The following is a 12,584-nucleotide window of genomic DNA, read 5'->3' on the forward strand; positions in this document are numbered from 1 at the left end:
ACTAATCGCCACGCCGATAGGCAACGCGCACTCTTGTCGCAAAAATACTCATTACCGCAGCAATGGGTGCGAACAGAAACGCCAGTAACAAGCCTACTGCAACAATGAAGCCTCTTCCCAACCCAACTGGCTCCAAGCTTCTCACCGCAAGCTGGGATGCCTCGCCTTCATTAATACTGTCGATACGGCGCTCTAGTAAAAATACCTTTTCAAAATAGGCGGCCTCAAGCTCACCAACCGTTTCACTATTGCTGGTGCGAGCAGCCTCTAATGCTTCTGAATACGCTTCAAATTGATATTGAAGATTATTTTTAAGCATATCAACAAAATTGCTTTGATCATCTTCTATTGTTTGAACAAGGCCATCATGAAAGCGCTCTATAAGCGGTTGAAACTTCTCCTCCGATGCACTGGTCACTTTTAGCAGAAGAGTATTCCGCGGATTATTAATATTGACTTCAAAAGGCAGTTCTGAAACACTACTATCTGACAATATATTGCGTTGCTGCTGCTCTAAAAAAACATTATTAATTTTTGCAATAACTTCCTCCGGCGTCTCCAACCCTCGCTTCACGCCTTCAACCGTTTCATAGGAAGCGATACTATACATTGTTGTAAATTCATACTTAACTGGCTTTAAAAAAACAACTAGCATGGTAATCGCCAGTACCATCATGATACAGCTCAGCATCACCCTCCACTGCCTGAGCAAGAGCACCACAAAGTCAACCAGTGTTACGTCACTTGCTTTATACATATCTTCGCTATCCATACACTTACTCTTGCCCCTCATTGGAATTTTAAGCATAACTTACGTATAACGGTCATTATTTCTAATTATTAATTATCAACATTAACTGACTAAGCACAGACATTCTCTAGACTCTTTTTACCATTACGCTGAATAGCCGTGATCGATAATGACAGCATTCTGCTTACACACTCTCTTTTTCCCATAATAAAAAGCGCTGCTAATTCCCAGTACCATCATACCCACTTACCAGCGGCCATGTAACTAAACGTAGCCAAGGCTTCCTCAAACTCTCTTCATTTTGGCCCACAATACGCTTAGTCGCGACCTCAAAATTTTAATACTTTCAGGATAGTGTCCCATCAAAGCGATCTATCCTGTAGCGCAGATTTTAAACCTAGCGTCGGATACAGAGACTCTTTCAGCATTACATATTGAGACCATAAAAAAACCGGCCTCGCGATGAGGCCGGTTCTATTTCTACTTACAGGGGTTACCTGCTAAGCATGGCGATAGAGCCAAGCTTAGAAGTGGTAACGCGCGCCTGTCAGGTAGTATACGTCGTCGCCATCAGAGTTGACTTCAGAGTCAAGGCCGTCAAGAGTAACGTTGACTGACTGCTGGTCAGCTTGGTTCAACTCAACGAATACGTCGAAGTTGCTGGAAACTTTGTAGTAAGTACCCAGAGCCCAAGCAGTACGGTCATCGTCTTGACCATCAGGATCTACATTGTAGATATCTGCAGCGAATGCCCAAGGACCAGTGGTGTAAGTACCACCCAGACCTACGGTGTCGTAGCCGCCGCCACGCGTATCGCTGTTTTCACGACCTTCATAGCCTAAACGAACAGATAGCTGGTCGTTAATGGCGTAAGAACCGATCAAACCGCCCATGATTTCGCCATTGCCGCCGCCACGTACTACGTCGTCAACAAAACCCAGACCTACAGTGACCGGGCCTTGCTCATAGCGTACACCACCTTGTGCAGCAATTACGCTGTCAGGATCGTTGTTACCAGTCTCAACCTGGCCACGCGTGCTGTAGTGTTTCAGCTGCAGGAAGGCAGTCCAGCCTTGAAGATCAGGCGTGTAGTAACCGATAGAGTCGCCACGTGACTGCTTGGTGTGACCAGAGAACTCTAAACCACGATCAATTTCCCAGTCGAACGGCAGGGAGACGAATTGGTTGTAGAAGGCGTCGAAGTTACCAGCCTGGAAGGTACCGTACTGCTTGCTCTGTACGCCCAGGTAGCTTTGACGAACTTCAGTGAAACCAGACTCGGTGTAACGCTCGTCGCCCTTGAAGCGCCACTCTAGACGACCGAAAGCGGTCAGGTCAGAGTTAACTTCGTGGCTCATGCGCAGGCCAAGACGAGAATAGACGTCAACAAATTCTGCGCTGTTATCTAATGAAACATTCTTACCAGCGCCATTTGCACGCTCTTCTGCTGTTGAAGCACGGTACTCGGGACCGCCGCCAGCGATACCCATGGCGATACGGCCATAGACGTCGAGCTTGGTACCATCTTGGTCATAAACGGTAGCTGCTTGAGCGGCAGCAGAGGCACCTAGGGCGCCAATGATAGCAGTCGCTAAAAGTGTCTTTTTCATGATGTAGGTTCCTTAACTAGCTTACTGTTTCGATCGTTACCGCAAACTTATTGTGAAGTCTGCAGCTGGCTTGCGGGCCATGCTCTTTATGCCATCCTCCGGTTTTTCCCGGTGGTATGCGGCACGTCCTCAACTAAGCCTTGTTATAGTCCAATGCTCGCAGGTCAAACTCTATACTGGGATTCCAGTGAACGCAATAGAAAAAAACAGTGTTTTTTTACGATTTGCATTTTTTTAAGGAACCCATGGGCAACTGATTGGTCTCAGCGGCCTGTAAATTTTTGCTGAAGCCCTCTTAATTTATCCTCTAAGCTAAGTGGCTTTGTTGTTTCAAACGCTTCCGTCTTCTCACCTTCCCCTCTATGCTCATGCGCCTTTATAGGCGTGGGGACAGCATCTTTTGGCACTTGTCTCGATGCTTGTTGTGATGTCTGCCTTGATGATTGCTGCGGTTTTCGATGATCTGAAGACGGTGCTTGCTTTGATGCATTGCTGTCTAACTTATCTTTTCGCCGATCGCTAGCATGTCGCGCCGCTTCTTTATCGACTTTACCTGCAGGATTGCCATCCAAGTCAATTCGCTCAGCACCTTCTCGCATGGATTTTACATAGCGGGGCAAATTCACATAGTTAGCTAATGCTCGGCGTATCAATTTCCCTGACCAGGGTTCTCGCTGAGCCAAATCTTGATGAATACCCACTTTCAGCGGTTTAGTATGGCCAGTGAAAAAAGCGTGCGGGTAGCGTTTATACCACTGATTCAACAGCGCTTGAGGTGAAGGCGGCTGTGGCGCTGTTTCTGTGGCGTCGGCTTCGCTGATCACTTGTGAGTCGGAAGGCTTTACATCTGCTGCCGACGGCTCAGCAGCAGATGTATCAGACTGAGCCGGGTCCTGTAGCGGCTGCGAAGGTGGCTGGGTCTGTGGCTCTTGGTTTGCCAACCGCCGTTTGAGCATTTCGTTCTCTTCACGCAACGCGTTCAGTGCGGCTCTGGTCTGCTCAAAGCGCGTTTCCAATGTTTCTAGCAGATCCAGTACTGTTGCGGCCATAACCCCCTCCTTCTTTGCGCTGATCAGTCGGCGATCCGCTCATAGACTACAAAGTCGTATTGCGGCTGCCCTTCTGCTGGCTTGCCCGCTACACGCTGAACTTCCTGCCACTCTTCCATAGAGAGTTCGGGGAAAACAGCATCACCATCGACATCAATATCTACTTCAGTGATATAGAGACGCTGAGCATGAGGAAGCGCTTGTCGATAAATCTCCCCCCCTCCCATCACCATAATTTCTTCGGCGGCTTCAATGGTGGCCTGCTGGTCGGCCAATACCAATGCTGCTGGTAGCTCATGACATATCCGCACGCCTTCGGCGGCAAAGTTTGTATCACGGGTTACTACAATATTGAGCCGATTGGGCAGCGGTTTGCCTATTGATGCGTAGGTTTTGCGCCCCATCACAAGCGGCTTGGCTTGAGTCATGCGTTTAAAGAACTTTAGATCTTCAGGCAGGTACCAAGGTAACTTACCTTCGACCCCAATCACCCGGTTTTTGGCCATCGCCACAATCATCGCTATCGGCACCAGGGGGTCATAAGCATGTTGCTGCTGACTCATACCGCCACCTCCGCTTTGATATGGGGGTGCGATTCATACTCTTCGATGCTGATGTCGTCAAAGGTGAAATCAAACAGATTGGTTACCTGAGGATTAAGCGCCAGACGCGGTGGCGCTTTAGGCGTGCGACTCAACTGCTCCTGAGCCTGCTCTAGGTGATTGCTATAAAGATGGGCATCACCCAACGTATGTACAAACTCGCCAGGCTCCAGGCCAGTTACCTGCGCCACCATACTGAGCAGTAACGCATAGCTTGCAATATTAAACGGCACGCCTAAGAAAATATCCGCACTGCGTTGGTAAAGCTGACACGAGAGACGCCCATTGGCCACATAAAACTGGAACAAACAGTGGCAAGGTGGCAATTTCATTTCATCAACTTGACCTGGATTCCAGGCTGAAACAATCAGTCGCCGTGACTGAGGCGCCGTACTAATCTGCTCCAACACATTCGCAATCTGGTCGACACTACCGCCATTGGGGCTCGGCCAACTGCGCCACTGATAACCATAGACCGGACCAAGATTACCGTTTTCATCGGCCCACTCGTCCCAGATGCGTACGCCATGCTCTTTGAGATACCCGATATTGGTATCACCTTTAAGAAACCACAGCAGCTCATGAATAATAGAGCGCAGGTGCAGCTTTTTAGTGGTTAGCAGCGGAAAACCACGAGAGAGGTCGAAACGCATTTGATGACCAAACACTGAGCGTGTACCAACACCAGTGCGATCATCCCGATCAACGCCTTGCTCCATCACGGTGCGCATTAGGTCGAGATACGGCTGTTCTAGCGCTTCTTTCGGCATGGGCGTTATTGCAGTCACAGAAATTCCAGATTAAAAATCAATTTGGGTAGATATTCTATACGCGTAAGCATCAGGCAGCCAGAAGCATTCCTGCCACTCACTCTTCACAACTTGGCATCAATAGGTTGATTACGCGACCAGGCGATAAAAACGAGGCCTAACGCGATCATCGGAAGCGTGAGCAGCATACCCATGGTGAACCAGCCAAAGGCGAGATAGCCAATGTGGGCATCCGGCATACGTACAAATTCAACCATAAAGCGGAAAACGCCGTAGCCTAACAGGAACAAACCCGAGACCAACCCTCTGGCGCGCGGCTTGGCAGATACCCACCACAGAATGGCAAACAGCACGATACCTTCCAGAAGGGCTTCGTAAAGCGCTGAAGGGTGGCGTGGCTCTGGCCCCATACCAGGAAATGGCATACCCCAGGGTAGCGACGTTACCCCGCCCGGCAACTCATGGTTGATAAAATTACCAATCCGCCCAGCACCTAAACCAATGGGTACCAGCGGGGCGATGAAGTCGGCGAGGGTGAAAAACGCCAGTTGTTTACGACGTGCAAATAGCCATGCCGCCAACAGCACCCCTAATAAACCGCCATGGAAACTCATGCCGCCATCCCATACGCGGAACACCCATAGCGGGTCAGCCGTCCACTGCCCTAGGCCGTAAAACAGTGCGTACCCTAATCGCCCCCCCACCACCACACCAATGGCGCAGTAAAAAAGCAAATCACCGATATCATCTTTTGTAAGCCCAATACGTGGCGCCCGTTTACATCCTAGCCACCATGCCGCCACAAACCCCACCACATACATTAAGCCGTACCAATGAACCTGCAGCGGCCCAAGTGAAATCGCTACCGGATCGATCGTTGGATAATTAATCATCAAGAATCTCTAAAGCAAACAGGAAGAAAACAGCAGCGTGGCATCAGTGAATTACGCCAATATGAAGCGCAAGCCCACTACGGCCAACAGCGTTGCAAATGAAAACCTCAACACAGTGGCTGGGAGCACATGAGCCAAACGAACGCCAAGCCGTGCACAAGGCACACTGGTTAGCACAATGCCGATAAAGGCGGGCCACATAACAAAGCCGGTCGCCCATTGGGGAAGAAGTGGATTACCCCACCCCACAACAATAAACGTTAACGCACCAACCATCGCTATTGGTAAGCCACAGGCGGCAGAGGTTCCCACCGCTTGGGTCATGCTTGCACCACATCGTGAAAGCCAAGGCACTGTCATTGCGCCTCCACCAATACCAAATAGTGCTGATATAACGCCCACTACGCCGCCAGCAATGGTCATTGCAACATTCCCTGGCGGCGAACTACCGGGCTTTGGCGAAAGGCCAAACACCATTCTGGTGGCTAGTAGCAATACAAACACCCCGAATAACGTTCCCAAAACGGTGCCCGAAAGGTTATCCGCGATAAACACACCACCGATAGCCCCCAGCATAAGTCCGGGTAATAGCGCCATGAACCATGGCTTATGAATACTGCCTTTTCGGAAGTGCCCTAATGCTGACGAAGCCCCGGTGACGACGATCGTCGCCAGTGAGGTGCCTACGGCAAGATGCATGGCAATTTCAGGAGCAACTCCCTGTAGGCCAAATGCAAAGACAAGCGCAGGCACAATAATTAAACCGCCCCCTACTCCAAACAGGCCAGCCATAGTGCCTGCCACTGCGCCTAGCAACAAATACCCTGCTAAAATACTCAATACGGTCATTTATTCTGCACTTGGTTATTCGCGCTGGGCACCCACTTAGTAATCATACTGAGCAGTGTTTCGGGCTTGTAGGGCTTCGCTAGCACGTCATCTATACCGGCAGCGTTATAAGCGCCATGACCAGCGCTATCAACGTTCGCGGTGAGAGCAATCAAGACACTACGTCGCTGACCGCCACTAAGACGCTCAAAGGTTCGCCAACGACGTGCTGTTTCTAGCCCATCTAAGGTCGGCATAAAGATATCCATAAACACGAGATCATAAGAAACCGTTCGCTGGCAGTCCAAAGCCTGCTCCCCACTGCTGACGCCATCTACCTGAAGCCCCTGGGTTTCGAGCATTTGGCGCGCCAGCATTAAATTAACGGGGCCATCATCTACCACCAGAATACGCAACTTGCGGTCAGCCGGTAGCAATTGCTCATAAACATCTGTTTCATCAGCGCTTTGCTGAACAAAATTAGTAAGCAATGCGCGTATATCCGCCAGACGCTCCCGCACGTGAGTAATATTCTGAAAACATGTTTCTGTATTATCCATCTGCAACATATCGCCCAAATGATCAAACAGACTATCGGCTTCACGCTGAAGGAGCGTTAGGTAACCAGACTTCAAACGTGACTCTTCCCGCGCACGGTCGCGCCCAGCGATGAGGTGCTTCAACTGTTTTTGCTGGTGATGCAGGTCATCAAGCAAGGTTTGATCAGATCGAAATGGCTCGCTTGAAGAAGCTAGATACTGATTATCCTCGCCTGCGCGAATGACATCCGCCAACCGCTGATTGACTATCGCTAAGCGGTTAAGTGGCAGCCCTTCACTGGCGTCTTCCGTCTGTGAATGAGCATGCTCCGCTTGTCGATTAACCAATTGGGCGGCTTGGCGTTCTAACTCGGCCAGCTCTTGCATGCAACTGGTGTCTTCTTGCTTTGCGCGACTTTTAACCAGCATCAAAAAAACGCCAACATTCAAACAACTACCCAGCAGCAACGCAAGAGTCAACCATAGGGTGGTGCTCCATGACGTTTGACTAGGGGAAAGCCCCCAGACCACCAGCCCTACCAGCACACAAAGCAGTACCAAGGCCGCCTGAACGAGTAAAAGAGGCCACAGAGTAGGCCAGACAATCGCATTCCAGAAGTGCTCTCGCTGATAGCGTTGCATAGTATGCGCCTTCCTAGGTGGCTTCTTTAATGTTGCGCCTTAACATGTTGGCAGCCATAGCATGGCTAAGCATATTTATATTAATGTTAAGTGTATGTCTACGCCTCAATACTGTCATGCCAAACTGGCTAATTGGGTTTCCGTTACTCTTCGTGAGCCTTACCTATGTGCTTAATTACCTTTTCTTGGTCCCCTGGCTCTTCTACACCGTTACGCTTGGCAGGCAACCGAGATGAATTCCACCAGCGGCCCACTGCGCCTCTTGCTCATTGGGAAGGACACACCGCCGTACTGGGTGGGCGCGACTTAGAAGCCGGTGGTACGTGGCTAGCCGCCAACTCCCAAGGCGTTGTCGCAGCATTGACCAATGTGCGTGACCCCGCACTGGCAACACCAATCAACGCGCCCAGCCGAGGCGAACTTGTTGCTAGCGTGTTACAAAGTGACGATGTCGAAGCATGGCTTAAAGCGAAAGAGCGCATGACCGCGCATCGCTATGCCGGGTTTAATCTATTGGTTGCGACACCACATCGCATGTGGCATCTGCACCGTGGTCGCCATGGGGTATTACTGACCAGCGTGCCCCCTGGAGTTCATGGCTTGTCCAATGCCACTCTGAATACCCCCTGGCCAAAACTGAACCTGGTTCGCGACGCCTTGTTAAACAGCGCCGACGAACAGTGGCAGAGCGCGACGCAACATGCGCTGCATAATTCGCAAACCGCACCTGATGAAGAATTACCGGATACCGGGGTGGGCTTAACGCTGGAGCGCCAGCTCTCTGCCGCGTTTATTGTTGGTGAACACTACGGCACCCGGGCAACCACTTGGTTAACGCTAAACAACCAAGGGGAAGTGGAGATAACCGAGCAGCGGTTTGGGCCACTCGGTCATTTTGAGGGAGAAACTACGCTGACGACACCATCTTCTCTGTCAATAAATTAGCCACGGCATTAATCTCGTGGCGGCATTAAGTGCGAGAGCTGCCACTCATCCATACGCTGATTGAGATGCTCATGTACTAACGCTGGAGTATCCAAATCCATGATCTCTTCAAGCAGCGTTTGTGCATCGTGCATCGGCACTCGGCGGATAGCGGCCCGCACTCTGGGCAAACTAGGAGCATTCATAGACAGGCTGGTAAATCCCATCGCCATTAATAGCAGCGCACCAGCGGGGTCGCCCGCTAATTCACCGCAAAGCGATATAGGCTTTTCTAGCCGAGTGGCATCCTGAGCGAGCTCTTGCAGCGCGCCCAGCAGCGCTGGGTGCAGCGCATCGTACAGGCTAGATACGCGAGGATTATTGCGATCCACCGCGAGCAAATACTGCGTTAGGTCGTTACTGCCCACCGAGAAGAAATCGACCCGTTTCGCCAGCGCATCCATTTGATAAATAGTCGCAGGCACTTCAATCATCACGCCCACTTTAGGCCGTTCGACGCCAATACCCTCTTCGCCAAGCTCTAAAATGGCACGATCCAACAGACGAATCGCTTCGTCCACCTCTTCCACATTGGTAATCATTGGGAAGAGCACATAGAGATTATTCAAGTCATGCGATGCTTTCAGCATGGCACGCAGCTGTACCATCAATACCTCTGGATGATCGAGAGTGACTCGCATTCCCCGCCAACCCAAGAATGGATTAGCTTCCTCAATGGGAAAATAGGGAAGGTCTTTATCGCCACCGATATCCAGCGTTCGCATCACCACCGGCAGTGGCGCAAAGCCTTCTAACTGCTCGCGGTACATGCGCATTTGTTCTTTCTCACCGGGGAAGCGCTCGGTAATCATAAAGGGCACTTCGGTGCGGTACAGGCCTACGCCGCCGATACGGCTTTTCAGCAACGCCGAAGCATCAACCGCCAGCCCAGTATTAACCATCAGCGGCATGGCATGGCCATCTGGCGTTTCGCTGGGCAAGTCTTGCTCGTGCTCCAGTAACTCACTCAGCGCTGCTTCTTCAGCAATCAGGCTTTCATAACGAGTTCTTAACTCTGGCGCTGGCCGCACGAACAATCGCCCCCGATGGCCATCAAGCACTACCGGGGCGCCATTTAAGCGCGGCAGCGGGAGATCCATCATCCCAAGCACCGTCGGAATTCCCATAGCCCGGGCAACAATAGCAACATGCGAGGTACTCGAACCACGCACGGAGACCAAGCCCTTTAGCTTGTCTCTTGGCACTTCTCCCAGCATGGCAACGCTAATTTCATCACCTACCAAAATGGCGTTTTCTGGGTAGGTTTCTGGGGTGGAGGGCGTGTCTTCTTGAAGGTGCGCCAGCACACGGCGACCAAGATCGCGAATATCCGCCGCGCGCTCACGCAAATAATCGTCGTCGACGCGCTCAAGGTATTGCACATGGCGGCGCACTACGTCGGCCAACGCGCCAGGTGCCCACTGCCCTTCACGTATACGCTTTTCCACTTCTTCGGAGAGCGCCGCTTCGCCAAGCATTTGCTGATAAACATCAAACAGCGCCAGCTCTTGGGAAGAAATACGGTTAACCAAGCGCTCTGCCGCTGCGCGGATTTCATCGCGCGTTTTGCCAATGGCTTCTTTTAGCCGTGCGACTTCATAGTCTTGATCGCTGGGAATAAGGTCAGGCACGCTGTTCAGGTCAGCGGGCGGCGTGATCACCACCGCCTCCCCCATCGCCATTCCTGGGGAAGCCGCCACGCCTTTAAACATGGCCTGGCCACCTGGAAGCGCAGGGCGAGCCAGATTGCCGGTAGCGAGCGCGTGAGCCAGCACGCCTGCCAACTGAGCAGCCATGGTGACCAGAAAAGCTTCATCTTCGTCGTCGTACTGACGTTTTTCGGCTTGCTGCACGACCAAAACGCCCAGCATGAGGCGCTGATGGATAATCGGCACCCCTAAGAAGCTTGAGTAGCGCTCTTCGCCAGTTGCTTCAAAATAGCGAAAATGAGGATGAGTTTGCGCATCTTCTAAATTAAGCGGCTCGCTGCGCTTAGCCACTAGACCTACCAGGCCCTCGCCTAGCGGTAGCACAACGCGGCCTACCGCTTGCGTGCGAAGGCCAATCGTCTCCATCAATACAAGTGACTCAAGCTCCTTATCGTATAAATAGAAGGAGCACACATCCGTCTGCATGGCCTTTCGTATGCGGCGTACCATCGTTGACAGCGCGGCGTCGAGGTTTCGTGCGCCATTCACTTCTTGAATAACGCGTCGCAGCACCTCAAGCATGGACGTTTTCCTATTCACTATTATTTGCCTCGCTGAGGGATTTTCGGCCAGCTGTCACTGTGTCCTTCAAACCGTTTCCTTTGAACTGTTTCTTTTAAACAGTTTACCTAGCACAGTTTCCTAGAACAGTGGAGCGCGCGTTATCCATCGTGATCTTGTTGCGCCAAGCGCTGAACGCGAGGAGAAAGCTCCCGTAGCGCGCGCCGATACACCTCTCGTTTGAACGGCACCACTTGCCCCAGTGGATACCAGTAACTTACCCACCGCCAACCATCGAACTCGGGTTTAGGCGTTGCCGTCATACAGATTCGATTTTCTTGGCAGCGAATCTTGAGTAAAAACCACTTCTGCTTCTGGCCGATACAAACCGGCCGCGAGTGGGTGCGAATCATGCGTCGTGGCAGACGGTAGCGCAGCCATCCCCGGGTACAGGCGACAATATCGACATCGTCGGCGGTTAGACCGATCTCCTCAAAAAGCTCACGAAAAAGCGCTTGATGTGGTGTTTCGTTTGCCTTGATGCCTCCCTGGGGAAACTGCCACGCATTTTGCCCTACACGACGCGCCCAAAGCAGCTGCCCCTGGCTATTGGCAATAATGATGCCAACATTGGGGCGAAAGCCGTCAGCGTCGATCACGGACATCACCTTATAAATTTTCAGTTGTCCCCATTTTTCCACAAGGGAGACAAGCGTATCAATACAATATCACCCTAAGTGGTTAAACCATGGTGACTCTGCGATAATCCGCCGCTTTGTAAGCCGTTACTGACGTTCATTACTGAGCTAACGAGCAGCACAATTAACCAACACCATAAGGGGAGCGCCGTGAGTCTGGCCATTTTCGATTTGGATAATACGCTGATATCCATCGACAGCGATCATGCCTGGGGCGAGTTTTTGCTCGAACAGGGGGCCGTTGACCCAGTTGCCTACCGCGAGGCCAATGAGCGCTTTATGGCGGACTACAATGCGGGCACGTTAGACATGGCGGCATTTTTGGAAATGGCATTGAAGCCACTGGCTGAAAATACGCCGGAACAGTTAGCCGCTTGGCATCAGCAATTTATGGTCAGCAAAATCGAACCGAATATTTTACCTAAAGCCGAAGAGTTGCTGGCTCGGCACCGCACGAAAGGCGATACGTTGCTGATCATTACCGCCACTAATCGCTTTATTACCGCCCCCATCGCCAGTCGTTTGGGCGTGGACGACTTGATTGCAGTTGACCCAGAAATAGTAGACGGCCGCTACACCGGACGAGTGACGGGTACTCCCAGCTACCGCGAAGGCAAAGTGACTCGCTTAAAGCAATGGCTTGAGGGCCAAGAGTTCACCATGGACGGCGCATGGTTTTACAGCGATTCACACAACGACCTTCCCTTGCTTGAACAGGTAGAACACCCGGTGGCCGTCGACCCCGATGACACCCTGCGCAAGGTGGCCGAAGAACGCCAATGGCGCATTATGAGCCTGCGAGATTGAGCCAGCTGATCCGCGGGTGCGCTGACGCTTACACCGCGCTACAAATCCGTTAATTCAATACGTTAACCGTAGCGCGTGGTAACGTATCTTTCGAAATGAGGCACTCGCGAACGGCGCAGCCGCCCAATAAAAAACCCCGCAAGCTTAGTGCTTGCGGGGTTTCGTATTACTGAGCATTGTTCTAAGAACAGTTTTTAGAAC

Annotated in this window: 12 protein-coding genes; 2 read left to right on the forward strand and 10 right to left on the reverse strand. The window is 51.5% G+C overall.

Translation table 11 applies throughout. The annotated features are described in order from the left end of the window. Window position 1 precedes the first annotated feature (1 nt). The 8 genes from NDQ72_13535 to NDQ72_13570 all read right to left on the reverse strand — a co-directional run bounded on the left by NDQ72_13535 (window position 2) and on the right by NDQ72_13570 (window position 7,684). Window positions 2-772 carry a lipopolysaccharide biosynthesis protein gene (locus NDQ72_13535; protein ID WKD27082.1) on the reverse strand — a complete coding sequence of 257 codons (771 nt, stop codon included), beginning with the start codon at window positions 770-772 and terminating at the stop codon, window positions 2-4. Window positions 773-1,275: 503 nt separating this feature from the next. After that, window positions 1,276-2,361, reverse strand: coding sequence for a porin (locus NDQ72_13540; protein ID WKD27083.1), 1,086 nt, complete (start codon window positions 2,359-2,361; stop codon window positions 1,276-1,278). Window positions 2,362-2,624: 263 nt separating this feature from the next. Beyond that, window positions 2,625-3,410, reverse strand: coding sequence for a ProQ/FINO family protein (locus NDQ72_13545; GenBank protein WKD27084.1), 786 nt, complete (start codon window positions 3,408-3,410; stop codon window positions 2,625-2,627). Window positions 3,411-3,433: 23 nt separating this feature from the next. Beyond that, window positions 3,434-3,973, reverse strand: a complete 540-nt coding sequence (locus NDQ72_13550) for a dihydrofolate reductase (GenBank protein ID WKD27085.1) — start codon at window positions 3,971-3,973, stop codon at window positions 3,434-3,436. Then, the gene (locus NDQ72_13555; GenBank protein WKD30401.1) at window positions 3,970-4,782 is read right to left on the reverse strand and encodes a thymidylate synthase; all 813 of its coding nucleotides are present in this window, start codon (window positions 4,780-4,782) and stop codon (window positions 3,970-3,972) included. Before NDQ72_13555 ends, NDQ72_13550 begins: the two co-directional genes overlap by 4 nt. A gap of 104 nt (window positions 4,783-4,886) precedes the next feature. Beyond that, window positions 4,887-5,675 (reverse strand): prolipoprotein diacylglyceryl transferase, encoded by a 789-nt coding sequence (gene lgt, locus NDQ72_13560; protein WKD27086.1) that lies wholly within the window; start codon window positions 5,673-5,675, stop codon window positions 4,887-4,889. A gap of 51 nt (window positions 5,676-5,726) precedes the next feature. Further along, window positions 5,727-6,524 (reverse strand): sulfite exporter TauE/SafE family protein, encoded by a 798-nt coding sequence (locus NDQ72_13565; protein ID WKD27087.1) that lies wholly within the window; start codon window positions 6,522-6,524, stop codon window positions 5,727-5,729. Next, window positions 6,521-7,684, reverse strand: coding sequence for a response regulator (locus NDQ72_13570; protein WKD27088.1), 1,164 nt, complete (start codon window positions 7,682-7,684; stop codon window positions 6,521-6,523). The genes NDQ72_13565 and NDQ72_13570 overlap by 4 nt, the downstream gene beginning before the upstream one ends. A 165-nt stretch (window positions 7,685-7,849) precedes the next feature. On the opposite strand from NDQ72_13570, the gene NDQ72_13575 reads away from it, so the two are divergent. Continuing rightward, window positions 7,850-8,629 (forward strand): NRDE family protein, encoded by a 780-nt coding sequence (locus NDQ72_13575; GenBank protein WKD27089.1) that lies wholly within the window; start codon window positions 7,850-7,852, stop codon window positions 8,627-8,629. An 8-nt stretch (window positions 8,630-8,637) separates the two neighbouring features. Here the strand turns inward: NDQ72_13575 and ptsP are convergent, their stop codons facing one another. Next, entirely contained in the window at window positions 8,638-10,899 is a 2,262-nt protein-coding gene (ptsP, locus tag NDQ72_13580) for a phosphoenolpyruvate--protein phosphotransferase (protein WKD27090.1), read from the reverse strand. Window positions 10,900-11,039: 140 nt separating this feature from the next. Further along, on the reverse strand, window positions 11,040-11,537 hold the full coding sequence (locus tag NDQ72_13585) for an RNA pyrophosphohydrolase (GenBank protein WKD27091.1): 498 nt from the start codon (window positions 11,535-11,537) through the stop codon (window positions 11,040-11,042). Between the two features lie 189 nt (window positions 11,538-11,726). On the opposite strand from NDQ72_13585, the gene NDQ72_13590 reads away from it, so the two are divergent. Further along, the gene (locus tag NDQ72_13590; GenBank protein WKD27092.1) at window positions 11,727-12,383 is read left to right on the forward strand and encodes an HAD-IB family hydrolase; all 657 of its coding nucleotides are present in this window, start codon (window positions 11,727-11,729) and stop codon (window positions 12,381-12,383) included. Window positions 12,384-12,584: the final 201 nt, after the last annotated feature.

The sequence above is a fragment of the Halomonas sp. KG2 genome (assembly GCA_030440445.1).
GTDB lineage: Bacteria > Pseudomonadota > Gammaproteobacteria > Pseudomonadales > Halomonadaceae > Vreelandella.

Coding starts and splice junctions, on each gene's coding strand:
- NDQ72_13535 (WKD27082.1), bottom strand. CDS start 772: ATGGATAGCGAAGATATGTATAAAGCAAGTGACGTAACACTGGTTGAC.
- NDQ72_13575 (WKD27089.1), top strand. CDS start 7,850: ATGTGCTTAATTACCTTTTCTTGGTCCCCTGGCTCTTCTACACCGTTA.
- NDQ72_13555 (WKD30401.1), bottom strand. CDS start 4,782: ATGCCGAAAGAAGCGCTAGAACAGCCGTATCTCGACCTAATGCGCACC.
- NDQ72_13540 (WKD27083.1), bottom strand. CDS start 2,361: ATGAAAAAGACACTTTTAGCGACTGCTATCATTGGCGCCCTAGGTGCC.
- NDQ72_13550 (WKD27085.1), bottom strand. CDS start 3,973: ATGAGTCAGCAGCAACATGCTTATGACCCCCTGGTGCCGATAGCGATG.
- NDQ72_13570 (WKD27088.1), bottom strand. CDS start 7,684: ATGCAACGCTATCAGCGAGAGCACTTCTGGAATGCGATTGTCTGGCCT.
- NDQ72_13545 (WKD27084.1), bottom strand. CDS start 3,410: ATGGCCGCAACAGTACTGGATCTGCTAGAAACATTGGAAACGCGCTTT.
- ptsP (WKD27090.1), bottom strand. CDS start 10,899: ATGCTTGAGGTGCTGCGACGCGTTATTCAAGAAGTGAATGGCGCACGA.
- NDQ72_13565 (WKD27087.1), bottom strand. CDS start 6,524: ATGACCGTATTGAGTATTTTAGCAGGGTATTTGTTGCTAGGCGCAGTG.
- lgt (WKD27086.1), bottom strand. CDS start 5,675: ATGATTAATTATCCAACGATCGATCCGGTAGCGATTTCACTTGGGCCG.